The sequence below is a fragment of the Kitasatospora sp. NPDC059146 genome, from assembly GCF_042786665.1.
Taxonomy (GTDB): domain Bacteria; phylum Actinomycetota; class Actinomycetes; order Streptomycetales; family Streptomycetaceae; genus Kitasatospora.
Window position 1 is genome coordinate 1 of the sequence record NZ_JBHZCY010000104.1, and the last position, 24,757, is coordinate 24,757.

22 protein-coding genes are annotated in these 24,757 nt (G+C 74.4%); 8 read left to right on the forward strand and 14 right to left on the reverse strand.

What is annotated here, in order from left to right; translation table 11 throughout:
- The 8 genes from ACFXPX_RS32535 to ACFXPX_RS32570 form a co-directional block, all read right to left on the reverse strand.
- On the reverse strand, nucleotides 1–950 hold a 950-nt coding region (locus ACFXPX_RS32535), incomplete at its 3' end, for a cbb3-type cytochrome c oxidase subunit I (protein ID WP_380644284.1).
- 250 nt (nucleotides 951–1,200) lie between these two features.
- Complete coding sequence (locus ACFXPX_RS32540; protein ID WP_380644274.1) at nucleotides 1,201–2,073, reverse strand: virginiamycin B lyase; 873 nt, start codon at nucleotides 2,071–2,073, stop codon at nucleotides 1,201–1,203.
- Nucleotides 2,074–2,151: 78 nt separating this feature from the next.
- Nucleotides 2,152–3,180 (reverse strand): AI-2E family transporter, encoded by a 1,029-nt coding sequence (locus ACFXPX_RS32545; RefSeq protein ID WP_375886578.1) that lies wholly within the window; start codon nucleotides 3,178–3,180, stop codon nucleotides 2,152–2,154.
- 179 nt (nucleotides 3,181–3,359) lie between these two features.
- Entirely contained in the window at nucleotides 3,360–4,505 is a 1,146-nt protein-coding gene (locus ACFXPX_RS32550; protein WP_380644275.1) for a winged helix DNA-binding domain-containing protein, read from the reverse strand.
- Nucleotides 4,502–5,251 carry a glycerophosphodiester phosphodiesterase gene (locus tag ACFXPX_RS32555; RefSeq protein WP_380644276.1) on the reverse strand — a complete coding sequence of 250 codons (750 nt, stop codon included), beginning with the start codon at nucleotides 5,249–5,251 and terminating at the stop codon, nucleotides 4,502–4,504. The genes ACFXPX_RS32550 and ACFXPX_RS32555 overlap by 4 nt, the downstream gene beginning before the upstream one ends.
- Complete coding sequence (locus ACFXPX_RS32560; RefSeq protein ID WP_380402975.1) at nucleotides 5,248–5,685, reverse strand: hypothetical protein; 438 nt, start codon at nucleotides 5,683–5,685, stop codon at nucleotides 5,248–5,250. Before ACFXPX_RS32560 ends, ACFXPX_RS32555 begins: the two co-directional genes overlap by 4 nt.
- A 27-nt stretch (nucleotides 5,686–5,712) precedes the next feature.
- Complete coding sequence (locus tag ACFXPX_RS32565) at nucleotides 5,713–6,129, reverse strand: molybdopterin-binding protein (protein WP_375886570.1); 417 nt, start codon at nucleotides 6,127–6,129, stop codon at nucleotides 5,713–5,715.
- Between the two features lie 161 nt (nucleotides 6,130–6,290).
- On the reverse strand, nucleotides 6,291–7,475 hold the full coding sequence (locus tag ACFXPX_RS32570) for an ROK family transcriptional regulator (protein WP_380524393.1): 1,185 nt from the start codon (nucleotides 7,473–7,475) through the stop codon (nucleotides 6,291–6,293).
- Between the two features lie 83 nt (nucleotides 7,476–7,558).
- On the opposite strand from ACFXPX_RS32570, the gene ACFXPX_RS32575 reads away from it, so the two are divergent.
- The 4 genes from ACFXPX_RS32575 (at nucleotide 7,559) to ACFXPX_RS32590 (ending at nucleotide 10,720) form a co-directional block, all read left to right on the forward strand.
- Complete coding sequence (locus tag ACFXPX_RS32575) at nucleotides 7,559–8,791, forward strand: MFS transporter (protein ID WP_380594491.1); 1,233 nt, start codon at nucleotides 7,559–7,561, stop codon at nucleotides 8,789–8,791.
- 115 nt (nucleotides 8,792–8,906) lie between these two features.
- Nucleotides 8,907–9,470 carry a HEAT repeat domain-containing protein gene (locus ACFXPX_RS32580; RefSeq protein ID WP_380644277.1) on the forward strand — a complete coding sequence of 188 codons (564 nt, stop codon included), beginning with the start codon at nucleotides 8,907–8,909 and terminating at the stop codon, nucleotides 9,468–9,470.
- Between the two features lie 9 nt (nucleotides 9,471–9,479).
- On the forward strand, nucleotides 9,480–10,247 hold the full coding sequence (locus tag ACFXPX_RS32585) for a TVP38/TMEM64 family protein (protein ID WP_380594489.1): 768 nt from the start codon (nucleotides 9,480–9,482) through the stop codon (nucleotides 10,245–10,247).
- 221 nt (nucleotides 10,248–10,468) lie between these two features.
- On the forward strand, nucleotides 10,469–10,720 hold the full coding sequence (locus ACFXPX_RS32590; protein ID WP_375886557.1) for a hypothetical protein: 252 nt from the start codon (nucleotides 10,469–10,471) through the stop codon (nucleotides 10,718–10,720).
- Between the two features lie 118 nt (nucleotides 10,721–10,838).
- Here the strand turns inward: ACFXPX_RS32590 and ACFXPX_RS32595 are convergent, their stop codons facing one another.
- Nucleotides 10,839–12,383 carry a TolB family protein gene (locus ACFXPX_RS32595; protein WP_380524399.1) on the reverse strand — a complete coding sequence of 515 codons (1,545 nt, stop codon included), beginning with the start codon at nucleotides 12,381–12,383 and terminating at the stop codon, nucleotides 10,839–10,841.
- A gap of 253 nt (nucleotides 12,384–12,636) precedes the next feature.
- Between ACFXPX_RS32595 and ACFXPX_RS32600 the strand changes: the two genes are divergently transcribed.
- From ACFXPX_RS32600 to ACFXPX_RS32615, 4 genes are all read left to right on the forward strand, one after another.
- Complete coding sequence (locus ACFXPX_RS32600; RefSeq protein ID WP_375886553.1) at nucleotides 12,637–13,152, forward strand: DinB family protein; 516 nt, start codon at nucleotides 12,637–12,639, stop codon at nucleotides 13,150–13,152.
- Nucleotides 13,153–13,421: 269 nt separating this feature from the next.
- Nucleotides 13,422–13,814, forward strand: coding sequence for a cell division protein SepF (locus ACFXPX_RS32605; protein WP_375886552.1), 393 nt, complete (start codon nucleotides 13,422–13,424; stop codon nucleotides 13,812–13,814).
- Between the two features lie 159 nt (nucleotides 13,815–13,973).
- Complete coding sequence (locus ACFXPX_RS32610) at nucleotides 13,974–14,624, forward strand: TetR/AcrR family transcriptional regulator (RefSeq protein ID WP_380524403.1); 651 nt, start codon at nucleotides 13,974–13,976, stop codon at nucleotides 14,622–14,624.
- 64 nt (nucleotides 14,625–14,688) lie between these two features.
- Complete coding sequence (locus ACFXPX_RS32615) at nucleotides 14,689–16,284, forward strand: MFS transporter (protein WP_380524405.1); 1,596 nt, start codon at nucleotides 14,689–14,691, stop codon at nucleotides 16,282–16,284.
- A gap of 62 nt (nucleotides 16,285–16,346) precedes the next feature.
- Here the strand turns inward: ACFXPX_RS32615 and ACFXPX_RS32620 are convergent, their stop codons facing one another.
- The 5 genes from ACFXPX_RS32620 to ACFXPX_RS32640 all read right to left on the reverse strand — a co-directional run bounded on the left by ACFXPX_RS32620 (nucleotide 16,347) and on the right by ACFXPX_RS32640 (nucleotide 24,754).
- Nucleotides 16,347–18,812, reverse strand: a complete 2,466-nt coding sequence (locus tag ACFXPX_RS32620; RefSeq protein WP_375886546.1) for a SpoIIE family protein phosphatase — start codon at nucleotides 18,810–18,812, stop codon at nucleotides 16,347–16,349.
- Nucleotides 18,813–18,957: 145 nt separating this feature from the next.
- Entirely contained in the window at nucleotides 18,958–19,578 is a 621-nt protein-coding gene (locus tag ACFXPX_RS32625) for a TetR/AcrR family transcriptional regulator (RefSeq protein WP_375886544.1), read from the reverse strand.
- A gap of 185 nt (nucleotides 19,579–19,763) precedes the next feature.
- On the reverse strand, nucleotides 19,764–21,350 hold the full coding sequence (locus ACFXPX_RS32630; RefSeq protein ID WP_380524409.1) for a 4-coumarate--CoA ligase family protein: 1,587 nt from the start codon (nucleotides 21,348–21,350) through the stop codon (nucleotides 19,764–19,766).
- A gap of 229 nt (nucleotides 21,351–21,579) precedes the next feature.
- Nucleotides 21,580–22,752, reverse strand: a complete 1,173-nt coding sequence (locus ACFXPX_RS32635; RefSeq protein WP_380591667.1) for an acyl-CoA dehydrogenase family protein — start codon at nucleotides 22,750–22,752, stop codon at nucleotides 21,580–21,582.
- A 55-nt stretch (nucleotides 22,753–22,807) separates the two neighbouring features.
- Nucleotides 22,808–24,754 carry a biotin carboxylase N-terminal domain-containing protein gene (locus ACFXPX_RS32640; protein ID WP_380644278.1) on the reverse strand — a complete coding sequence of 649 codons (1,947 nt, stop codon included), beginning with the start codon at nucleotides 24,752–24,754 and terminating at the stop codon, nucleotides 22,808–22,810.
- Nucleotides 24,755–24,757 lie beyond the last annotated feature (3 nt).

The following is a 24,757-nucleotide window of genomic DNA, read 5'->3' on the forward strand; positions in this document are numbered from 1 at the left end:
GTCATGAAGGAGAAGAACGGCAGCAGCACCTGCCCGGTGACGTACATGTGGTGCGCCCACACCGTGACCGAGAGCCCGGCGATCGCGATGGTGGCCGCGATCAGGCCGGAGTAGCCGAACATCGGCTTGCGGCTGAACACCGGGATGACCTCGGAGACGATCCCGAAGAAGGGCAGCGCCAGGATGTACACCTCGGGATGCCCGAAGAACCAGAACAGGTGCTGCCACAGCATCGCCCCGCCGTTGGTTGGGTCGAAGACGTGCGAGCCGAACTTGCGGTCGCACTCCAGCGCGAGCAGTGCGGCGGCCAGCACCGGGAAGACCAGCAGCACCAGCACCGAGGTGAGCAGCACGTTCCAGCAGAAGATCGACATCCGGAACATGGTCAGGCCGGGCGCGCGCATGCAGATGATCGTGGTGATGAAGTTGACGGCACCGAAGATGCTGCCGAAGCCGGACAGCGTCACGCCCATGATCCACATGTCCGAGCCGACGCCCGGCGAGTGGACGGCGTCGGAGAGCGGCGCGTAGAGGAACCAGCCGAAGTCGGCGGCCCCCTGCGGGGTGGCGAAGCCCGCGGCGGCGATCAGCGAGCCGAACATGAACAGCCAGTAGGAGAGCATGTTCAGGCGCGGGAACGCCACGTCGGGGGCGCCGAGTTGCAGCGGCATGATCCAGTTCGCGAAGCCGGTGAACAGCGGCATCGCGAACAGCAGCAGCATCACCGAGCCGTGCATGGTGAAGGCCTGGTTGAACTGCTCGTTGGAGAGGATCTGCGTTCCGGGCCGGGCGAGTTCGGCGCGCATGACCAGCGCGAGGATGCCGCCGATCAGGAAGAACGCGAACGAGGACACCAGGTACATGGTGCCGATCGTCTTGTGGTCGGTGGTGGTCAGCAGCCTGACCACGGCCGAGCCGGGTCGGCGGGGCCGAACCGGCCCTGCCGACAGGGGCGTTGGCGGTGGGGTCGGGTCGCCCTGTGCCTGGGTGGCGCTCAAGGACGCGCTCCTTCGGAACGTCGTGCGAATGGATGGCGATCCATGATCCGAACGCACGCCCCGTGCACCCCAGGGCCGTTGGGCCCGCCCGCCCGGGGCCGCTGGGCCCGAGTTCCCGGCCGTGGCCGGGACCTCCCGACCGGGACCGGCCCGAGACCCGGGCGGGACCCGGGCGGATTCAGCCCCTCAGCCCCTCAGCCCCTCAGCCCCTCAGCCGGGCGAGCTGTCCGCGCTCCAGCGCCGCGTACACCGTGCCGTCCGGGTCGACGGCGATCCCGTGCGGCTCGGCGCCCCGGCCGGGGATGGCGTGGCCGTCCAGCCGCCCGTCGGGGGTGAGCACGCCGATCCGGCCGGCGGCCCACTCGGTGAACCAGAGCCGCCCGTCCGGGCCGGCGGTGATCGCGTGCGGCCTGGCGCCCCGGTCGGCCAGCGGGTACTCCGTCACCTCCCCGTCCACGGTGATCCGCCCGACCAGTCCGCCGCCGATCCCGACGTACCAGAGCGCGCCGTCCGCGCCGGCGGTGATCCCGACCGGCGCGGTGCCCGCAGTGGGCAGCCGGTGGACGGTCACGTCGCCGTCGGTGCTCACCCGGGCGATCGCGTCGGCCTGGTTGAGCGCGCACCACAGCGCGCCGTCCGGCCCGGCGGTGATGTGCGCCGGCATCGCCCCCTCCACGGGCAGCGGGTACTCCGTCACCTCCCCGTCCACGGTGATCCGTCCGACCACGTCGGCGTTCACCTCGGTGAACCAGAGCGCCCCGTCCGGCCCGGTGACGATCCCGCCCGGCCCGACGCCGATCGCCGACAGCGCGAAGGAGGAGACCTCGCCGTCCACCGTGATCCGGCCGATCCGGCCGACGTTCATCTCGGCGTACCAGAGCGCGCCGTCCGGGCCGGCGGTGATCACCGACGGCGCGCAGCGCGGCGCGCCGAGCCCGAACCGTCGCACCGAGCCGTCCGGCGCCAGCCGCCCGATCTCCCCGGCGCGGATGAGCGTGAACCACACCCCGCCGTCGGGCCCCACCGTGATCCCGTACGGCCCGTCCCCCGCCTCGGCCACATCGATCAGTTCCACCCGCGCCCCTCTCAAACTATCGCGACCCTTGTCGCGTTAGCGATGCTCGCACGCCCGTCCCGCCCCGGGCAACCGATTTCACCCCGGATCGCTGCCCAGCCCCCGCAGCACCGAGATCACGCCCATCCCCGCCGCGCAGACCGGCACCGCCAGCAGGGCGCCGAGGATGCCCGCGATGCCGGAGCCGGCCACCACGGCGACCATGATGGTCGCCGGGTGCAGCTCGACCGTCCGGCTCTGGATGATCGGCTGGAGGATGTTGCCCTCGATCATCTGCACCGTCAGCACCACCCCGAGCGCCCACAGCGCCGTGCCCAGGCCGCCGTCGGCGAGGGCCACCAGCACCGCGACGGTGCCGGACAGGAAGGCGCCCACGAAGGGGATGTACGCCCCCATGAAGACCAGCGCGCCCAGGCCCGGGGCGCCGGGGACGCCCAGGGCGAGCAGGCCGACGGTGATGAAGCCCGCGTCGATCAGGGCGATCAGGGTGGTGCCGCGCATGAAGCCGGCCATCGCCTCGAAGGCCCGCTCGGCGCAGGCCACCACCGTCTCGGCGCCGCGGCCGGGCAGGTGGGCGCGGATGCTGTCGCCGGTGCGGTGGCCGTCCCGCAGGAAGAAGAACACCAGGGCCAGGGCCAGCACCGCGCCGGTGATCAACTGGGTGAGCAGGCCGAGGCCGGACAGCACGCCGTTGGTCAGCGTCGAGACCAGCGAGTTGGTCTCCCCCTTGGCGTTGGCCAGCGCGTGCTCGACCTTCGCCCCGAACGGCCCCAGCCACTCGGCCAGTCGGCGGCCCGCCGCCGGGAGCGAGCCGGCGATCTGCGGGGCGCTGTGCACCAGGGAGTTGACCAGCAGGACGATCACCCCGGCCACCGCCGCGACCAGCAGCACGCAGGTCAGCCCGGCCGCCAGGCCCCGGCTGACGCCCCGCCGGACCATCCAGGGCACCACCGGGTACAGCAGCGAGGCCCCCAGCAGCGCCAGGACGAACGGCACGGTCGCGGCCCGCAGCTCGACCAGCGCGAACACCACCAGCGAGCCCACGGTGATCAGCAGGATCACCGCCACCGACCAGGCGGCCGCCTGCCGCACGGCGGGCGGCAGCATCAGGTACGGCCTGCGGTGGTCGGGCGGGTCACCGGACGGCCCAGCGGACGGACCAGCGGGCGGGCCACCGGACGGGCGCTCCACGGACACGGCCACCTCCGCCGGGATCGTCATCGGGTCCGGCGGCGACGAGTCCGGACCCGACCCAGCTCAGCAGAGAATCTGACGATCCGCCCGTTCTACGCCCCGCCGACCGCCTCGATCCGCACCGCTCCACGCGGGCCACCGCCCGCGCCCGCGAAGGCCAGCACCCGCTCCGCCTCGGCCTCCGCCGCCGCGCGGTCCGCCCGCGCCAGCCGGACGAACGGCTCGACGACCACGCCCTCCGCCGGCCCCGCGTACCGCCACGTCCCGGCGACCAGCCCGTCCACCAGCAGGGTGCCGAGCACCAGGCCGTTCCGGGTCATCACCCGGTCCTTGTACCGCTCCGGCAGCACCCGGCTCCGGTCGGCGTGCGAGAGCAGCAGGTTGTCGAAGGGCGCGACCAGCCGCACCGGCGCCGGGACGTCCGGGTCCGGCCGGGGCGCCCCGGGCAGGTCGTACAGCACCCGGTCCCGCTCGTCCCGGAAGGTGAGCAGCTGCGGCGCGAGCCGCCGCAGCACCGGGCCGAGGCCGCCGAGGCCGGACCACTTCCGCAGGTCCGCCGCGCTCGCCGGGCCGAAGGCGGCCAGGTAGCGCAGCACCAGCCCGTCCAGCCGGTCCGGCTCATCCCGCGACGGCGACGGCACCGGGTCCAGCGGGCGGCCGAGCCAGGCCTCGGCAGTGGTGTGGGCGGCCGGGCCGCTGCGCCCCCACAGCCCGCGCGGCGGCACCTGGACCAGCGGCAGCAGGCAGCGCGCGGCCTGGGCCAGCGCGGCCGGGTCGCGGTCCGGGCGGGTGGCGGCCAGCAGCGTGCCGAGCTGCTGGAAGGTGCGCGGCTCCCGCTCGACCAGCGTGCGGGCCTCGGCGGCGAGCGCGGCCCGGTCGAGCCCGGCGAGCCGTCGGCCGTAGGTGGTCTGCAGCGCCTGGTCGAGGACGGCCTGGAGCAGCGGGCGCAGGGTCAGGCAGTCCTGGGCGGTGACCAGGTGGATGGTGCCGCGCTGGAGCGCGATCCGGACGGCGGCCCGCCGGTCGAGCAGGTCGCTCAGCCCGTCCGGGGTGAAGCCGTCGAGCCGGGAGAGCAGCCCGAGGTAGGGCGGCTGCGGTACGGCCTGGGCCTGGAGTCCGACGAGGTGGTGGACGACCTCGGCGGGTGTCCGGTCGGTGCGGGCGAGCAGGTGCTGGCGGGCCAGCAGGGCGCGGCCCAGGGCCCGGGGGCCGAGCACCCGGGGGCCGGGCACCGTCACCGGCGGCCGTCCAGGACCGAGCGCAGTACGGAGATCCGGTTGGTGGTGATGGAGGCGGCCCCGGTGTCGCGCAGTCGGCGCATGGTGCGGCGCAGGTCGGCGGTCCAGGTGGAGACGGCGAGCCCCTCGTCGGCGGCGGCCCGGACGAAGTCGGGGGTGACCAGGCCGAACGGCGGGTTGAGGAAACGCGGGCGCAGGTCGCGCAGCAGCGCGGGGGCGGGCATCCGCGGCTGCTTCCAGGTGAGCGCGATCTCGGCGTCGGGGCTGAGTGCGCGGACGGCGAGCATCGCGGTGGCGGGCCCGCAGAAGGCGACCAGGTCCTCGGCGCCCTGTCCGGTGACGACGGACCAGGTGGCGGCGGCCGGGCCGGGCTCGTCGAGGTCGATGAGCAGCCGGGGGCCGTCGGCCGCGGCGACGGCCTTGATCGCCTCGGCGAGGGTGGGGACGGCCAGGTCGCCCTGGCGCAGCTCGGCGAGCTGCTCGGTGGTGACCCGGCCGATCGAGCGCGGGTCGCCCCAGAGGCGTTCGAGGGTGGTGTCGTGCAGCAGCACGGGCACCCGGTCGCGGGTGAGCTGGACGTCCACCTCGACGGCGTCGGCGCCGGCGGCGAGCGCGGACTCCACCGAGGGCAGGGTGTTCTCGCGGTGGCGGTACGGGTCGCCGCGGTGGGCGACGGCGAGGACCGAGCGGCGGTCGGCGGGGGCGGGAACGGCGGCGGCGGAGGCGGAGGCGGCGGGGATGCTCATCGGATCTTTCCAGAAAGCCAGGGGGTGAGGTCGTGGACGCCGAGGGCCTCGCGGTAGCCGGACTCCCCGGGGACGGTGACGATCAGCGTGCTGGACGGCGGGAAGGTGCGGACCTTGACGTGCACCAGGCCGGACCAGACCGAGTTCAGGAAGGCCGGGACGCTGTCGCGCGGGACGTCGAAGGCGATGCCCTCCACGGTGACGGCGGCCTCGTCGTGGGTGAACAGCCGGACGGCGGTGTGCGGGCTGCCGTCGAACTCCAGCAGGGCCTCGTGCGGGATGGCGCCCGGTTCGTCGTCCTGGCCGACCAGCCCGGCGAAGGTCCGGTCGCTGCCGATGTCGTGCTGGGCGCGGACGGTGCGGCCGTGGCGGGCGGCGACCGCCTCGATCGCCAGGACGGCGGCCTGGGTGGTCGGCAGGTTCGGGTGGTTCATCCGGGCCTCTCGTTCAGCAGACCGGCACTAGCGCCGTTCGATCATCACATTGGTCGACTTGATGACGGCAGTCGCGGGTGCGCCCGGGACCAGGTTCAGCTCCTCCGCCGCGTCCCGGCTGATCAGCGACACCACCCGGAACGGCCCGGCCTGCACCTCCACCTGGGCGGCCACGTCGCCGAGCCGCACCTCGGTGACGATCCCGGGGAAGCGGTTGCGCGCCGAGGAGGGGCGCCCCTCGGCCTCGGCGTTCTCCGGCCGGGCCAGCTCCCGCGCGAAGGCGGCGAGTTCGGCGCCGGGGATGATCCGGTGCCCGTGCTCGTCCCGCACCGCGGCGACCCTCCCGGCGTCCACCCAACGCCGCATGGTGTCCGCGCTGACACCGAGCAGCGCGGCCGCCTCGCCGATCCGGTACGGGTTGACCGGCACCTCGGGCTGGCCCATGTACGACTCCTGACGGTGGTTCGAGCTACGGGGTACGCGCCCCCCGGCGGGTTTCGCGCCCCCCGGCGGCCATCCTGCCGTACCGGGGACGCGGACGGAAAACAGGCCCAGGAAGTGTCTTGTGGATCAGCGCGGTCCCGGCCTGATCCACAGGACACCCCCTACAGCTCGCCGAAGAGGTCCCGCCGTACGGCGTCCCCGGCGGTGAGCACCGCCCCGGCGAGGACGGCGCCGCCGCCCGCCGTACCGGCCCGCACCTCGGTGCGCAGCGGGGAGAGCCGGGCGAGGCAGCGCTCCACCCGGCGGGCCAGTTCGGCGCCGCCGGCCCGGCCGATCTCGCCGCCGAGCACCACGCAGCCGGGGTCGAGCACCACGCAGACGCTGGCCGCGCCGAGCGCGATCCGTTCGGCCAGCTCGTCCAGGAAGGCCGCACCCGCGTCCCCGCCGGCCAGGGCGGCGCGCACGACGGCTTCGGCGGCGGCCGCGTCGTCGGCCGGGCCGACGGGCAGCCCGTGGGCGCGGGCCAGCGCGCACAGGGCGGCGCTGCCGACCAGGCCGTGGAAGCCGCCCTCGCAGCTGTCGGCGCTGGGCAGTCCGGTGGCGCCGGGGACGGGCAGGAAGCAGATCTCGCCGGTGCCGCCGGAGAAGCCGCGGCGCAGCCGCCCGTCGAGGATGACGGCGGCGCCGACGCTGTGGCCGAGCCACATCAGCACGAAGGTGTCGCGGTCGCGGGCGGCGCCGACCCGGTACTCGGCCCGGCCGGCCAGGTTGACCTCGTTCTCCAGGATCACCTCGGTGTCGGGCAACTCCCGCAGCGCGGCGAGGAGTTCGGCATGCCAGCGGGGGAGCTGGCCGGTGCTGTGCAGCCGGCCGGTGGCGGGGTCGACCAGGCCGGGGGCGCCGACGGCGACGGTGTGCAGCCGCTCGACGCCGGCGCCGCGCGCGGTCTCCCGCAGGGTGCGGACGATCGCCGCGGCGGTGTCCTGGGGCCCGTCGGCCTCGACGGGGATCTCGGCGGTGCCGAGGGTGCGCCCGGCGAGGTCGGCGACGACCAGGCTGACGCCGCCCTCGCGGACGTCGAAGGCGGCGATGTGGGCGCGGGAGGCGACCAGCGCGTAGAGCCTCGCATTGGGGCCGCGCCGCTGTTCGCCGCGTTCGCCGACGACGGCGACCAGGCCGGTGCGCTGGAGGCGGTCGAGCAGGTCGGCGACGGTCGGCCGGGAGAGGCCGGTGAGGTCGCGCAGCTCGGTCGCGGTCAGGGGGCCCTGTTCGAGCAGGAGGTTGAGCGCCAGCCGGTCGTTGATGGCCCGGGCGGTGCTCGGCGTGGCCGTACGCACGGTGGTCATGGCGGATCATCCTTCCAGAGTGTTTCTATCAGGGTCCCTTCCTGATAGTTTATCGACCACCAGGACCGGGAGGGAACCGCAGCATGACCGCCACCAGTCTCGAACCACTCTCCGAACCACGCCGCGCCCGCCGGAGCATCGCGCTGGTCTTCGGCGTGCACGGCGCCGTCGGCGGCACCTTCGTCACCCGCATCCCGTGGATCCAGGACCGCCTGGACCTCTCCCCCGGGCAGCTCGGCCTCGCCCTGGTGATGCCCGCCATCGGCTCCTCCCTCGCGATGCCGCTGGCCGGGCGCGTCGTCCACCGCTACGGCGGCCGGGCGGCGGTCCGCGGACTGCTCTCGCTCTGGTGCCTGGCCCTCACCCTGCCCGCGCTCGCCCCCTCGCTGCCCGCCCTGTGCGCGGTACTGCTGGTGTACGGCGCCACGGCCGGCACGGCGGACGTCGCGATGAACGCCCAGGGCGTGGAGATCGAGCAGCGCCTCGGCCGTTCGGTCATGTCCGGACTGCACGGGATGTGGAGCGCGGGCGGCCTGGTGGCCTCCGGCTTCGGCATCCTGGCCGCCCACCTCGCCCTGGACGCCCGGCTCCAGCTGGCCGTCACCGCCCTCGTGCTGCTCGCCCTCGCCCAGCCGGTCTGCCGCGGACTGCCCGACCTCCGCTCCCCCGCGGATTCCGAGGCCCCGCCGCGCTTCGCCCTGCCGCCGCGCAGCTCGCTGGTGATCGGCCTGGTCGGCTTCTGCGCGGTGTTCGGCGAGGGCGCCTCGATGGACTGGAGCGGCGTCTACCTCAAGGACGTCACCGGCGCCTCGGCCACCGTGGCCGCCGCCTCGTACACCGCCTTCGCGTTCACCATGGCGGTCAGCCGCCTGGCCGGCGACGCGGTGGTCCGCCGCCTCGGCGCCGTCCGCACCAGCCGCCTGAGCGGGGCCGTCGCCACCCTGGGCGGCGTCCTGGTGGTGGCCGCCGACACCCCGGCGCTGGCCGTCCCGGGCTTCGCCCTGATCGGCATCGGCGTCGCGGTGATCGTCCCGCTGGCCTTCGCGGCCGCCGGCCGGATCGGCAGCAACCCCAGCCAGGCCATCGCGGGCGTCGCCACCGTCACCTACACCTCCGGCCTGATCGCCCCCGCCGTCATCGGCGCCCTCGCCCAGGCCACCTCCCTGACCGTCTCCTTCGGCCTGGTCACCCTGCTCGCCCTCGCCCTCCTGCTGAGCGCCGGCGCCCTGCGCCGGGCCGAACCGAACTCCGCCGGGGAGAACGTGACCGGGCTGCCGCCGGAGAACGCCTCCGGAAAGAACCTCTCGACGATCTGACGGGGATTCCCGCGCCGGGCGCGACGGCCCGGACGCCGCGCCGCCACCCCACCGACCCGCTCCCCGGGGCGAAATCCCTTTGCCCGGGCGGGCGTTGCGGGCCGACACTGGGGCCGTGCTCGGATTCGTCAGAACTGACAACGAAGCCCTGGTCGCCTGCCTGGGCGACCCACAACGCACCGTGGCCGCGTACCGGGAACTGCTCCGGCGCGGGGCGGACGCGCTCGAAGCCATCCGGGCCGGCCTGGCCGACGACCGCGCGGCCGTCCGGGAGGGCTGCTGCCGGCTCCTGGACCACCTCGTCGACACCGACTCCATGGGCCGGCTGATCACCATGGCCGACGACCCGGACCCCGAGGTCAGGATCGCCGCGTTCCACGCCCTGGCCTGCGACCGCTGCAAGGACGACGCCTGCGCACCGGGCGCGGACCTGGTCCTCGAACCCGCCCTCCGCCACCTCGCCGACGACCCGGACCCCCGGGTCCGGTCGCGGGCCGCCGAGCTGGTCGGCAAGTTCGTCCACACCGACGCCCGCGCCGCCGACGCCCTGACGGCCGCCCGCACCGGGGACCGCAGCCCGGCCGTCCGGAAGAAGGCGGGGTGGTACGCCCCGGGCGGGCCGATCCACCAGCGGACCGCCCCGCGCACCCCGGACCGGCCCGTGGCGGGGACCGGCTAGGCTCGGCCCGTGCCCGCAGCCCTGACCACGCCCGCCGACTCCGCCGCTCCGGCCGCTCCCGCCGAAGCGGTCGAACCCGCCGAGGCCACAGGGGCCGCGGGGACCACCGAGCGGGCCCCGGGCCGCTCGCCCTGGTGGCGGTTCGGCCTGCTGGTGGTCCTGCTGGGGGCGTGCGCCGGGTCGCTGCTGCTGTGGAGCCCGACGGACCTGCTCTCCGGCGGCCTGGCGGACCGGCTGCCCGGCTACTGGTTCGCCCCGCTGTTCGCCCTGGTCTACGCCGTCGGCACGCTCGCCTTCGTCCCGCGCCCCGCGCTGAACGCCGTGGCCGGCCTGCTGCTCGGCATCCAGCAGGGCGTGCTGCTCGCCGTCCTCGGCACCACCCTGGGCGCGGCCCTGGCCTTCGGCCTCGGCCGGGGCCTGGGCCGGGAGGCACTCAGGCCGTACCTGCGCGGCAAGGTGCTGGGCGCCCTCGACCAGCGCTTCACCGACCAGGGCTTCCGCAGCGTCCTGGTGCTGCGGCTGCTCCCCGGCCTGCCCTTCCAGGCCGGGAACTACGGCGCCGCCTTCTCCGGGGTCCGCTTCCTCCCCTTCCTGCTCGCCACCGCGATCGGCGTGGTCCCGACCACCGCCGTCTACGTGACGGCCGCCGCCAGCGCGGACCAGCCCGGCTCGGCGGCCTTCCTGGTCTCGGCCGGGGTGATCGCCCTGTTGGTGCTCGGCAGCCTGGTCGGCGCCTGGCGGGCCTACGCCGCCCGCCGTCGTCCGCGTACCGACTGACCCCTTCTCCGGTAAACCATGAGATTTACAACATGACGGAGCGTCACCGCCCACGGCGAGCCCGCTTCGCTCCGTAGTTAGTGCACGGACACATGTCCGTTTTGCTCACCCTTGCCCCACTGTGAACCCTGTTGATCTCGCCGAATTGCCCGTGCCATTCTCGACCGGCCGGGGGGCGATGCCTTTCGGCTGTTCATGCACGAACGGAAAGGCAGCAATTCATGAAGTCGAAGAAGTCGAAGGCCGTCTCCCTGCTCATCGGCGGGGCCGCCATGGCCATCCCGCTGCTGGGCGTCAACACCGTCAACGCCCCGCAGGCGAGCGCGATGACCTTCGACCCCAACGCCTGCCTGGACCTCTCCCAGGTCCAGAAGTGCGAGAACGGCACCCTGTGGGGATTCGTCCGCCCGCAGGGGCCGACCCAGGACCCGTGCGGAATGCCGTGGCGAGCCGTGAAGGTCGGCAACTGCTAGGAGCCGATCCCGGCGCGCGGATCATCGTTCCGTGCACGAATTCCGGAATACGACCGGGCGCCCGGTGAGCCGCGGGCGGGGAGCGCCCCCGCCCGCGGTGCCCGGTCGGTCCTCCCGGTCAGTCGTCCTGGTCCTCGCCCTGGTCGTCGCCGTCGTCCGACCGGCTGCCGGTCGGCCGGGCGAAGGCCTGGGAGCCCTCGGCCGCCGGGGCGTCGGTGCCGGCGACCAGGTTGCCGCTGGTCGATTCGAACACCAGGGTGTTCCCGGCCGCGGACACGAACGGGGCGTTGGAGGAGCCGTTGCCGGCCGAGCCGTCCGGCGCGGTGGTGACCCGCTCGGTGCGGCCGGTGCGCAGGTCCTGGCGGTAGACGTCCCAGCCCGGGTGCTGGGGGCCCGGCACCAGGTTGTCGGCGGCGGAGTCGAAGTAGAGCCACCGGTTGTCGGCGGTGATCGAGCCGTGCCCGGAGGAGCCGACCGAGGTGGTCCCCGGCAGGCCGCCGCTCACCTTCCGCACGGCGCCCGTCCGCAGGTCCCGGACGTGCAGCACGGTGTGGTAGCGGTGGCCGCCGGTGGAGCCGCCCGGCTCGGGCAGGGAGTAGACGGCGTACCGGCCGTCCGGGCTGACGGTGGCGTCGAAGTCCGCGTCGGCGACCTTGCCGTCGACGTCGTAGCTGGCGGGCGTGAGCTTCCCGGAGGCCGCGTTCCAGGTGTAGTAGACGGCGCTGGTCGGCCGGGCCAGGGACAGCTCCGGCGCCGCGGCGCGGGCGGTGGGGGCGGTGGGGGCCGCCGGGGCGGGGGTCGGCCCGGTCGGCAGCAGCTCGGAGAGCGAGCCGAAGCCGATGGTGCGCCCGTTCGCGCTGATGGTCGGGCGGAAGGAGGTGCTCTCGCCCGGCTTGCCGGCCGTGTCCCGGGAGATCAGCCGGGTGGTGTGGGTCCGGCGGTCGGTGAGGTAGACGTTGATCTTCCAGGTGTACGGCCTGGCCAGCGAGGGCGCGGCCCCGGGTGCGGCCCCGGCACCGGCTCCGGGCGCGGGGTCCACCACGGTCGGGTCGAGGTCCGTCCGGGAGGACACGTAGACCACGTACCGGCCGTCGGCGCTGATCTGCGGCGCGTAGGAGGCGTGGAACTGGTCGGTGTCGGTGGCCGTGAGCCCGCCGCTGACCAGCTCGGTGCGGCCGGTCCTGCGGTCCCGGAGGTACACCTCGGTGCGGCCCTTGACCTGCATGCCGGGCACCACGTTGTCGGCGTTGCTCTCGAAGGCGACGTAGCGGCCGTCGGCGTTGATCGCGGCCTGGTCGGTCCAGCCGTTCAGCGCCTCGCCCGAGTCGGAGAGGTTGACCCGCTCGGTGCGGCCGGTGCGCAGGTCCCGCAGATAGGCGTCGCGCCCGCCCACGGTGGGCTGGGGCACCAGGTTCTTGGCCCAGGAGGTGAACAGGGCGTAGCGGCCGTCCGCGCTGACCCCCTGGCTCCAGGACTGGTCGTCGGGGGCGGCGCCGTTCACCCCGGTGCTGATCCGGACGGTGCCGCGCAGCGCCGGGTCGGCCTGGGCGGGGGCGGCGGTGACGGCGAGTGCGACGGCGGCGGCCAGCACGCTGCCGGCGCCCAGCAGCCGGCGGTCGCGGGTGCCCCGGGTGGTACGTGTGGTCCGGGTGGTACGTGTCATGAGCTCAGTCCCCTCTGCTCGCCCGGCCGGGCTCCCTCCCGGCGGCGGGCTCTCGACCGAGCCAATCGGTCGGGAGGCCCGGCGGTCAACGGCCCGGGGTGATCTCGGCGGAAAATCCACCAACGAGCCCGTGCCGCAGGACAGAAGGCCAACACCCGCCGGCCGCCGCCGTCGCCCTCCCCCACCCACCGACCCACCCGCCGGGCGACAATTCGGTCGCACCGGCGGGCCGTCGGCGGCCAGGATGTCCGGCATGACCGAACTCACCCCGCGGGTCGACCCGCCGATGGCCGCCGACGAGGCCGCCATGCTCACCTCCTGGCTCGACTACCACCGCAGCACGCTCGCCCTGAAATGCGCGGGCCTGACCGACGACCAGCTGCGGCTGCGCTCCGTCCCGCCGTCCACGCTCTCGCTGCTCGGCCTGGTCCGGCACATGGCCGAGGTGGAACGGCACTGGTTCCAGGGCGTGCTGCTGGGCGCGGAGGTCGCCACCGGTCACTACTGGACCGAGGCGGATCCGGACGGCGACTTCGACAACGTGGCCACCGCCGACGTCGCGGCGGACTTCGCCACCTGGCGCGCCGAGATCGAGGCCGCCCGCCGGGCGTCGGCCGGTCTGCCGCTGGACACCGTCGGCAAGCGGCCGCGCCACGACCAGGAGGTGACGCTCCGCTGGATCCTGGTCCACATGATCGAGGAGTACGCGCGACACAACGGTCACGCGGATTTGCTGCGCGAACTGGTGGACGGTTCGACCGGCGAGTGAAATCGTTTCCGCATTGTTGACAGAAGGTCAATTGCGCGGTGACCGCTACCGATATGGTCTACGCGCGCAACCGTACGGAGCTGCGCCGCGTCGCTCTCTTTGCCCGGGTCCGCCCGGGTTTCCGGCACGGCACGACTCTTACGGGGGCCGCGAGCGGGCACGGGACCGGTGAACAGTGCGATACTCGGACAGTTCCGTCGAGTGGATGACGTGTCAAGAAGGACACTCACCCCCGGGGGACCAGACGGGACGAGGCAGGGAGGCGCGGCATGGGAGCACTTCGCGACGAGCACCACAACGGGTGGCTGATGCCCTCCGGGAACTACCCGGCCGCGGTGTACGACGACGAGTGGGTGGATCAGGAGACGGTGCCGGCCGTCCCCGCGCCCGCGAAGATCGTCTCCCTGCGGCCGACGGGCTTCGAGGCGGCCCGCACGGTCGGTGAGCACATCCGGGCGTCCATCCCGGTGGTGATGGACCTCACCGAGATGAACGAGGCCGAGGCCAAGCGCATGGTCGACTTCGCCTCGGGGCTGATCTTCGGCACCCAGGGCGGCATCGAGCGGATCGCCCGCCGGGTCTTCCTGCTCACTCCGGCGGACGTCGAGGTGATGGTGATCGACCGGCCGATCGACGACACCGGGTTCTACAACCAGAGCTGAGCGCAGCGGCGCGGGCCGTACGGCCCGCTCCACCCCGACCGGGGACGGCACCCGCCGTCCCCGGTTTTTTGCTGCCCGCCGACCGGTCACCGGCCTCGCAGATGAGATCCGCACCGTAAAAGTGAGACACCAATGTCTCACTTGGCCTACACTCGTTGCATGGCCACCGACCGCGACACCGTTCTGGAAGCCGCCGTCGGCGTGCTGTCCCGCCGCCCCACCGCCCACCTGGACGAGATCGCCCGCAGCGCGGGCATCAGCCGGGCCACCCTGCACCGGCTGTTCCCCGGCCGCGACGCGCTGATCCGCGAGGTCGGCCTGCTGGGCCTGCAGCGCTTCGCCGCCGCCCTGGACACCGCCGCCACCGAGGAGGGCGACGCCCAGGCCGCGCTGCGCCGCCTGGTGGACGCCGCCGTCCCGGACGCCATGCTCTGCGCCTTCCTGGCCGGCGAGAACCAGCTCTACGACCACGCGGACATCAACGACCTCTGGGAGGTCCAGATCGACCGGCTGCACGCGCTCTTCCTGCGCGGGCAGCGCGAGGGCGTCTTCCGGATCGAGCTGAGCGCCGCCTGGCTGAGCGAGGCCTTCTTCGACCTGGTGGCCGGGATCGGCTGGGCCATCCAGGACGGCCGGCTCGCCCCGCGCGACGCCGCCTTCTCGCTCGCCGAGCTGTTCCTCGGCGGCGCGCTGCGCCGGCCGGAGGCCGCCGCACCCGTCGCCACGCCTGTCACCACCCCTGTCGCCGCCACCCCTGTCGCCGCGACCCACAGCACCTCGGACCGGAAACCGGAAACCGATACACCATGAGCGAGCGAATCATCAAGGGCAGCGCATTGAGCGAAGCGTCTGCCGAGCGCAGCGAGGTGGGCGCATGAGCAGTACCCCCGCCCTGACCGTCCGCCAGCGCTGGACCGGCCTCGCCGTCCTGGTGCTGGCCGTCACCGTGGTCGCCCTCGACGCGACCGTGCTCTCCCTCGCCATTCCGTCCATCAGCGAGACGCTGCGCCCCAGCGGCACCCAGCTCCTGTGGATCGGCGACTCCTACTCCTTCGTGCTGGCCGGCCTGCTGGTCAGCATGGGCGCCCTGAGCGACCGGATCGGCCGCAAGAAGCTGCTGCTGACCGGTGCCGCCGCCTTCGGCGCGGCCTCCCTGCTGGCCGCGTACGCGCCGGGCCCGGGCTGGCTGATCCTGGCCCGCGCGCTGCTCGGCGTCGCCGGGGCGACGATCATGCCCTCCACCCTGTCGCTGATCCGCAGCCTCTTCCCGGACGACCGGGAGCGGGCCACCGCGATCGGCATCTGGGGCGCGGCCGCCACGGCCGGTGCCGCGCTCGGGCCGGTGGTGGGCGGGCTGCTGCTGGAGCACTTCTGGTGGGGCTCGGTGTTCCTGCTGAACATCCCGGTGCTGCTCCTGCTGCTGGTGCTCGGCGCCTGGCTGCTGCCGGAGTCCAAGGACCCGAAGCCGGGCCGCTGGGACGTGCTGAGCGTCGGGCTGTCGATGGCCGGGGTGATCGGCGTGGTCTACGCGATCAAGGAGGCCGCCGCGCACGGCGTGGCCCGCTGGGACGTCCCGGTCACCTTCCTGCTCGGTGCCGCCGCGCTCACCCTGTTCGTCCGCCGCCAGCTGCGGCTGGAGACCCCGCTGCTGGACGTCCGGCTGTTCCGCGACCGGCGGTTCACCGCCGCCGTCACGGCCTCGCTGATCTCCCTGGTCGGCCTGTCCGGCGTGATCTTCGTGGTCTCGCAGTACCTCCAGCTGGTGCGCGGCTACGAGCCGCTCCAGGCGGGCCTGGCGGAGCTGCCGGCCTTCGCCGGCTCGGTGGCGGGAGGTCTGCTGACCGCCCGGATCGCCCGGCGCTTCGGCGCGCGCAAGGCGCTGACCGTCAGCCTGCTGGCGATGGGCCTGGCGGCGGGCGCGCTGGGCTGGCTCCAGCAGGACACCACCTACCTGCTGCTGGCGGTCTCCTTCCTGATCACCGGCACCGCGGAGGGCGTGGTCTACACCCTCGGCGCCGACCTGGTGCTGAGCGCCGCGCCCGCCGACAAGGCCGGGGCCGCCTCGGCGGTCTCCGAGACCGCGTACGAGCTGGGCACCGCGCTCGGCATCGCGCTGGTCGGCTCGGTGGTCGGCTCGATCTACGCGAACGGGCTGTCCGTACCGGCCGGGGCCTCCCCGGAGGTCGCCGCCCGGGCCGGGGAGTCGCTGGGCGCGGCCGTGGAGACGGCGGAGGGGCTGTCGCCGGACCTCGCCCGGCCGCTGCTGGCGAGCGCCCGGGACGCCTTCGTGCACGGCATGAACAGCGCCGGGCTGCTGGCCGGGGTGCTGCTGCTCGGCGCGGGCGTGCTGGCCTGGCTGCTGCTGCGCGGGCTGTCCGCGCCGACGGCGGCCGAGCCGGTCACCGCCGGGCCGGTCGCCGCCGGGCCGGGACAGCCGGAGCAGGCGGAGCAGCCCCAGGTGCGCGCGTAAGGAGACGCGAGAACGGTCGTTCCCGATGACGGGAACGACCGTTCTCGCATGTCGGGCGGCGGCTAGGAGACCCCGAAGGGCAGTTCCAGCTCGGCCCAGACCACCTTGCCGTCCCGGGTCAGCCGGCTGCCCCAGCGCTGGGCGAGTTCGCTGACCAGGAACATCCCGCGCCCGCCCTCGTCCTGCTCCGCGAAGGGGCGCAGCTGCGGGGCCGCGCCGCCGGCGTCGGAGACCTCGACGGTGAGCACCCGGTCGCGGAACAGCCGCAGCCGGCGCGGCGCCTCGGCGTGCAGCAGGGCGTTCGTGACCAGTTCGCTGACCAGCAGTTCGGCGTAGTCGGAGAGCGCGTTCAGGCCCCAGGCGTCCAGGGCGGCCCGGGTGAAGCGGCGGGCCTTGCCGGGGAGCTTTCCGCCGCCGGTGAGCGGGAGGGTGGCGACCCGGTCGGCCGGCACCGGCAGCGCCCGGGCCATGATCATCGCGATGTCGTCCTCGGTGCCGTCGGTGACCAGGGCGCCGATCACCGCGTCGCAGCTCTCCTCCAGCGTCCGGCCGGGCCCGGACAGGGTGCGGGCCAGCCGGTCGATGCCGTGGTCCAGGTCCTGGCCGCGCCGCTCCACCAGTCCGTCGGTGTAGAGGGCGAGCAGCGCGCCCTCGGGGAGGGTGAAGCCGATGGACTCGAAGGCGACCCCGCCGACGCCGAGCGGGACGCCGGGCGGCACCTCGATCCTGCGGGCGGTGCCGTCGGTGCCGACCCAGACCGGCGGCAGGTGCCCGGCCGAGGCGACCTGGACGGTGCGCTCCAGCGGGTCGTAGACGGCGCAGATGCAGGTGGCGAACTGGCCCTCGCCGATCCCCGAGGCGGTCTCGTCCAGTCGGGTGAGCACCTGCTCGGGCGGCATGTCCAGGGTGGCCAGGGTGCGGGCGACGGTGCGCAGTTGTCCCATGGTGGCGGCGGCCCGGATGCCGTGGCCCATCACGTCGCCGACCACCAGGGCGACCCGCCCGCAGGACAGCGGCACCACGTCGAACCAGTCGCCGCCGACCTCGCTGACCACGCTGCTGGGCAGGTAGCGGTAGGCGATCTCCAGCCCGAGGGTGCGGTGGATCTCCTGCGGCAGCAGGCTGCGCTGGAGGGTGAGGGCGGTCTCCCGCTCCCGGCGGTAGAGCCGGGCGTTGTCCAGGGCCAGGGCGGTGCGGGCGACGAGTTCCTCGGCGAGCGCGACGTCGGCGTCGTTGAACGGCTCGGGGTTGCGCATCCGGATGAACTCGGAGCCGCCGAGGACCATGCCCCGGGCGGTGATCGGCACCATCAGGTACGAGTGGATGCCGGCGGCCATCCCGGGGGCGACCCGGTCCTCGCTGGACACCAGGCCGCGCAGCACCTCCTCGTCCACGTGGGCGCGCAGCAGCGGCCGCCCGCTGCGCAGGCACTGGGTGTAGCTGCGGTCGGGGGCGTACTCGGAGGTCTCGCCGACGACGTCCACGGCGTGCGCCAGGCCGGTGTCGTAGTTCTCGCCGACCGCGACGGCGCGCAGGGTGACGGAGCGGTCGGAGGGGATCGGGGTGGGCTCGGACCCGCGCAGCACCGGTTCCAGCAGGTCGACGGTGGCGAAGTCGGCGAACCGGGGGACGACGGCCTCGATGAGTTCCTCGGCGGTGCGCTGGAGGTCGAGGGTGGTGCCGATCCGGGCGGTGGCCTCGGCGATGGTGGCCAGCCGCTCCTGGGCCCGGGCGGCCCGGGCCTCGGCCTGGAAGCGTTCGGTGACGTCGATGATGGAGGAGCAGACGCCGAAGACCCGGCCGGTGGAGTCCTCCAGCCGGAAGTAGGAGGCGGACCACGCGCGGTCCCGCTTGGGGTCGCCCGGGACGCGGCCGTGCGAGCGGGCGTCCACCACGGGCTTGCCGGTCTTGAGGACCTGTCGCATGGTCTGTTCGATCTCGCCGCTGTTGATGCCGGGCAGGACGGCGGATATCCGGCGGCCGAGGTGGGCGGAGACCGGCACGCCGTTCATCCGGGCCAGCGCCTCGTTGATCCGGACGTAGCGCAGGTCGCTGTCGTAGACGGCCATGCCGATCGGGGAGCGGCCGAAGACGCCGTCCAGCACCGCGAGGTCGGCCTCGACGGCGTGCAGGGCCCGGGTGTCGGAGGCGGTGGCGAGCAGCAGCAGGGTGCCGGCCGGTCCGGCGATCGGATAGGTGCGGAACTCCAGCTCGACCCGGTGGCCGTCGCGGTGACGGACCGGGAAGACGAAGGAGGCGCCGCTGCCGGACATGATCCGCTGGAACAGGCCGAGCACCGCGGGCCGGTCGGTCTCGTCGGTGAGCAGCCGGGCGGCGTAGCTGCCGACGGCCTCCTCGGCGGAGTAGCCGAGCAGCGCCTCGGCGTCCTCGCTCCAGTGCAGGATCAGACCGTCGCTCTGCAGCAGGGCCGTGGCGAGCGGGACGAGGCGGTGGCCGTCCGGACGTACGGGATCGCCGCTCGGCGCGGGGCCGGCGGCGGCGGTCGCGTCCCACTCGTGTCCGTGCATTCAGGCAGCACCCCGGTTCGGCTCGTGCCCGGCCGGGTGGGCCTCGCGGTCGGTGCCGGCCGGGGTTCTTCTCCAGACTGCACGGACATCGGCCGCCCGGCGACCCCTTGGTCAGGGGCCGTCCGGTCGCTCGGTTGTACGGGCGTCATGGGCGTACCGGCCGCAGCGTACTCTCCAGAACGCCCGCCCACTGCCGGATCACTCCGGAACGTCGAAGGCTGTCGTCGGTGAGCAGGTTGGCCAGGCCGAGTCCGCGGGCGAGGTCCAGGGTGGCCTGCACCGATTCGCGCACGCCCGGGCGGGTCTCGTCGGCGTCCAGGAACTCCACGGCGGCCCGGTGGGCCTCCCGGCCGACGTGGCCCTCCAGGGCGACGATCCGCTCGCGCAGGCCGTCCTCGGTGGCGGCGGCGGTCCACAGGTGCAGGGCGGCCCGGAACAGCGGGCCGGTGTAGAGGCGGACGATCATGTCGACCACGGCCCGGGTCCGGTCGGGGCCGGCGGCCGGCAGCTCGTCCGCGTGGGCGCGGACGGCTGCCAGCCGCTCGGCGGTGACGTGCTCGACGGCCGCGGTGAAGAGGTCCTCGCGGGTCGGGAAGTGGTGCTGGGCGGCGCCCCGGGAGACGCCGGCCCGTTCCGCGACCACGGTGACGGTGGAGCCCTGCCAGCCGAGCTCGGCCAGGCAGTCCACGGCGGCCGCGAGCAACCGGGCCCGGGTCGCTCGGCTGCGGTCCTGCTGGGGGGTGCGGACGGCGGGTTGGCTGGTCATGGCGGGTGGCGGTTCCTGTGTCGATGGGGTCTGCTCCGGTCGGGGCGCGGCGGGTCGGGGCGCCGCGGGTCGATCCTCACAGACGGGCCGCGCCCTCCGGCCGCCCGGGTCCCGGGCTGCGGGGTCCTGGGCGCCCTGGACCTGGCCGCCCTGGCGCCGGCCGACGGGGTCCCGGCCGACGGGTCTCAGCGGGCGGCCTCGCGGGCGCGCAGTTCTCGGCGGAGGATCTTGCCGGCCGCCGACTTGGGGACGGCGTCCACGAACTCCACCGCGCGCACCTTCTTGTAGGGGGCGACCTGCCCGGCGACGTACCCGGTGACCTCCTCCGCGGTGAGCCCGCTGCCGGGGGCGCGGACCACGAAGGCCTTGGGGCACTCCGTCCCGTCGGCGTCCCGGACGCCGATGACGGCGGCGTCGGCGATCTGCGGGTGGCCGAGCAGGACGGCCTCCAGTTCGGCGGGGGCGACCTGGTACCCCTTGTACTTGATCAGCTCCTTGACCCGGTCGACGACGAACAGGTAGCCGCGCCCGTCCACGTGGCCGATGTCGCCGGTGTGCAGCCAGCCCTCGGCGTCGACCATGGCGGCGGTGTCGGAGGGGCGGCCGAAGTAGCCCTTCATCACCTGGGGGCCGCGGATCAGCAGCTCGCCCGGCTCCCCCGGCCCGAGGTCCCGGCCGGAGCCGTCCAGGGCGATGACCCGCAGCTCGGTGGAGGGGACCATCCGGCCGACCGAGCCGGGCACCGGGTCGCTCTCCGTCGGGGAGACGACGTGGGTGACCGGGGACAGCTCGGTCATCCCGTAGCCCTGGAGCAGGTGCGGCAGGCCCAGCCGGCGGGCGCAGGCCTCGGCGAGCTCCTGGTCCAGCGGGGCGGCCGCGCACAGCAGGTACTCGACCGAGGAGAGGTCGAAGTCGGCCACGACCGGGTGCTTGGCCAGCGCGAGCACGATCGGCGGGGCGACCACCAGGCCCTGCACCCGGTGCCGCTCGACCGCACCGCAGAACTGCTCCAGGTCGAAGCGGGGCAGCACCACCACGGTGGCGCCGCACCGCAGCGGCTGGTTGAGCAGCGCCGTCAGGCCGTAGATGTGGAAGAAGGGGAGCACCGCGAGCACCCGTTCGCCGACGGAGGGGCGGTAGAGGGCGTCGGTCTGGGCCAGGTTGGTGGCGATCGAGCGATGGGTGAGCATCACCCCCTTGGGCAGTCCGGTGGTGCCACTGGAGTACGGCAGCACGGCGACGTCCTCGCCCGGGTCGATCGCGGGCTCCGGGGCGGGGCCGGTGGCGGCCAGCAGGTCGGCGAGCGAGCGGTGGCCCTCGGCGCCGTCCAGCACGATCACCTCGACCGGCGGGCGGCCGTCGGCGGCCAGCAGCTCGGCGGCGGCGCGGGCGGTCGCCAGGAACGGGGAGACGGTGATCAGGCAGCGGGCGGCGCTGTCCGCGAGCTGGCCGGCCAGCTCGCGGGCGGTGCTGAGGGAGGACACCGTGGTCACGGTGGCACCGGCCCGGCTGGCACCGTAGTAGGCCATCGGATAGGTGACCGAGTTGGGGCTGAACAGGGCCACCACGTCGCCCTTGCCCACCCCGCTCTCCGCCAGTGCGGCGGCGACCCGCTCGACGGAGGCGGCCAGCCGCGCGTAGCTGACCTCCTCCCCGGTGAGGCCGTCGATCAGGGCCGGCCGCTCGCCGTACCCGGCGGCGGCGGCGAGCACCGCGTCATGGATCGGCAGGTCGATGACGGGGACGTCCGGGAACTCGCTACGGAACACCAAGGCATGCCTCCAGTAAGGAAGTTGACGCAGCAACCAAATCGGCGAGCGGATGGCACGGGGCGTGTTCAGGAGCATACGGACAGTCCGGGCGGGGCTGGGCCATTGTGGGAAACCGGGGGCGGGGCAGGCGTGGCGCAGCTGCTCCGAAGGGCGTTCGGACGACCCGACCGGCGTGCGGTGACGACCTGCGCGCTGCGGTGGCGGCCGCGCGCCCCTCGGCGCCGGGGGCTCAGTAGGACTTGGGCAGGCCCAGGGTGTGCTGGGCGACGAAGTTGAGGATCATCTCCCGGCTGACCGGGGCGACCCGGCCGACCCGGGTGGCGGCGAGCAGGGCGCCCAGGCCGTACTCCTGGGTGAGGCCGTTGCCGCCCAGGGTCTGCACCGCCTGGTCGACCGTCCGGGCGGCGGCCTCCCCGGCGGCGTACTTGGCCATGTTGGCGGCCTCCCCGGCCGCCATGTCCTCGCCGGCGTCGTAGAGCAACCCGGCCTTCTGGGTCATCAGCCGGGCCAGCTCGACCTCCACCGCGCACTGGGCCAGCGGGTGCGCCAGGCCCTGGTGGGCGCCGATCGGGGTGGACCAGACCGTGCGGGTCTTCGCGTACTCCACCGCCTTGCCGAGCGCCTGCCGGGCCAGCCCGAGGGAGAAGGCGGCGGTCAGGATGCGCTCCGGGTTGAGGCCCGCGAACAGTTGGAGCAGGCCGGCGTTCTCGTCGCCCACCAGGGCGTCGGCGGGCAGCCGGACGTCGTCCAGGAAGACCTGGAACTGCTTCTCGGGGGCGACCAGCTCCATCGGGATCGCCCGGTACTCGAAGCCGGGGGTGTCCCGGGGGACGACGAACAGGCAGGGCTTGAGCTTGCCGGTGCGGGCGTCCTCGGTGCGGGCCACGAACAGCACGGCGTCGGAGTGGTCGATGCCGGAGACGAAGACCTTGCGGCCGGTCAGCAGCCAGTCCTCGCCGTCCCGGCGGGCGACGGTGGAGATCCGGTGCGAGTTGCTGCCCGCGTCCGGCTCGGTGATGCCGAAGGCCATCCTGCGGCTGCCGTCGGCCAGTCCGGGCAGCCAGCGGCGCTTCTGCTCCTCGGTGCCGTACCGGGCTATCACCGTGCCGCAGATCGCCGGGGAGACGATCAGCAGCAGCAACGGGCAGCCCGCGGTGCCGAGTTCCTCCAGGACGATGGCGAGGTCGCTGATGCCGCCGCCCCCGCCGCCGTACTCGGCGGGCAGGTTGACGCCCAGGTAGCCGGCCTTGCCCGCGTCCGCCCACAGCTCCTCGGCGGGCTCGCCGGCCCGGGCCTTGGCCAGGTAGTAGGCGGAGCCGTAGCGGCGGCCGAGGTCGCCGACGGCCTGGCGCAGGGCGGTGCGTTCGGGGGTTTCGAGGAGCTGACTGCCGATGGACGACATGCGTGGTCCTTCCGCTGGGCGGGTGGTCGGGCGGTGCTCAGGACTCTTCGGGGGATCAGGACTCTTCGGGCGACTTGACGACGGCGAGCAGGGCGCCGAGCCGGACCTGCTGCCCCGGGGTCACGCGCAGGTCCACCAGGGTGCCGTCGGCCGGGGCGGTGACCCGGTGCTCCATCTTCATCGCCTCCAGCACCAGCAGCGGCTGCCCGGCGGTGACGGTGTCGCCGACGGCGGCGGTGGTGCGCAGGACGGTGCCGGGCATCGGGGCGAGCAGGGCGCCGGGGTCGCGCTGGGCGGTGGGGTCGGGGAAGCGCGGCAGCGCGGTGAGCGCGGTGCTGGCGGTCGGGGAGTCGACGTACACCCGGTCGCCGTAGCGGGCCACGTCGTAGCGCCGCTGCACCTCGCCCTCGCGCAGCAGGACGAACCCGGCCTCGGCCTCGACGAGTTCGACGTCCGGGTGGTCGACGGCCTCCAGGCCGCCCCTGGTCCGGCGGTAGCGGACCTCCCACTCGACGCCGTCGGGGGCCCCGTAGCGCTTGGACTGGGGCTGGGAGGGCAGGTTGCGCCAGCCGGACGGCAGCGCGGTGCCGCGCGCGGCCGCGTCGGCGAGGGCGGCGGCCAGGGCGGCCCGCCCGGTGCTCCTGGTGTCGGGGGCGAGCAGTTCGGCCGAATGCTCGGCCAGGAAGCCGGTGTGCAGCCGCCCGGCCAGGAAGGCCGGGTGCCGCAGTGCGCGGACCAGCAACTCCCGGTTGGTGGAGGGCCCGTGGATCCGGGCGCGGGCCAGCGCGTCGGCCAGCTTCCGGGCGGCGGCGGCGCGGGTCGGCGCCCGGACGATCACCTTGGCGAGCATCGCGTCGTAGTGCGGGCTGATCTCGCTGCCGGCCGCCATCCCGGAGTCCAGCCGCAGCCAGGAGTCCGTTCCCACCCCGGGCCCGCTGAACTCCTTGTGCTCCGAGGTCAGTTCGAGGCGGTGCAGGGTGCCGGTCGCGGGCTGCCAGTCCTTCGCCGGGTCCTCGGCGTACAGCCGGGCCTCGATCGCGTGGCCGGTGCTCGGCGGCGGCCCGCCCGCGGGCAGCTCCTCGCCCTCCGCGACGGCGAGTTGGAGCGCGACCAGGTCCAGGCCGGTGACCGCCTCGGTGACCGGGTGCTCGACCTGGAGCCGGGTGTTCATCTCCAGGAAGTAGAACCGGCCGTCCCCGGTGAGCAGGAACTCGGCGGTGCCGGCGCCGACGTAGCCGATCGCCCGGGCGGCGTCCGCGGCCGCGGCGTGCAACGCGGCCCGCACCTGCGGCGCCAGGCCGGGGGCCGGGGCCTCCTCGATCACCTTCTGGTGCCGCCGCTGCAAGGAGCAGTCGCGGTCGCCCACCGCCCACACCGTGCCGTGGGCGTCGGCCAGCAGCTGCACCTCCACGTGCCGGCCGCTGGGCAGGTAGCGCTCGCAGAACACCTCGTCGGAGCCGAAGGCCTTGGCCGCCTCGGCCCGGGCCGCCGCCAGTTCGCCGGGCAGGTCCGCCAGCCGTTCGACCACCCGCATGCCGCGGCCGCCGCCGCCCGCCGCGGCCTTCACCAGCACCGGCAGGTCGGCCTCGGTCGGCTCGGCGAGCGCGCCCAGCACCGGCACCCCGGCCTCGGCCATCAGCCGCTTGGCGGCCGTCTTGGAGCCCATCGCGGCGATCGCGGCCGGCGGCGGACCGACCCAGAGCAGGCCGGCGTCCAGCACGGCCCGGGCGAACTCCGCGTTCTCGGAGAGGAATCCGTACCCCGGGTGGACGGCGTCCGCCCCCGCCCGCAGAGCGGCCCGGACGATCAGCTCTCCGCGCAGGTAGGTGTCGGCGGGCGCGGCGCCGGGCAGCCGTACCGCCGCGTCGGCCTCCCGGACGTGCGGGGCGCCGGTGTCCGGGTCCGAGTGGACGGCGGTGGTCGCGATACCGAGCTCCCGGCAGGTGCGGAACACCCGGCGGGCGATCTCGCCGCGGTTGGCGACCAGCAGGTTGGTGATCATCTG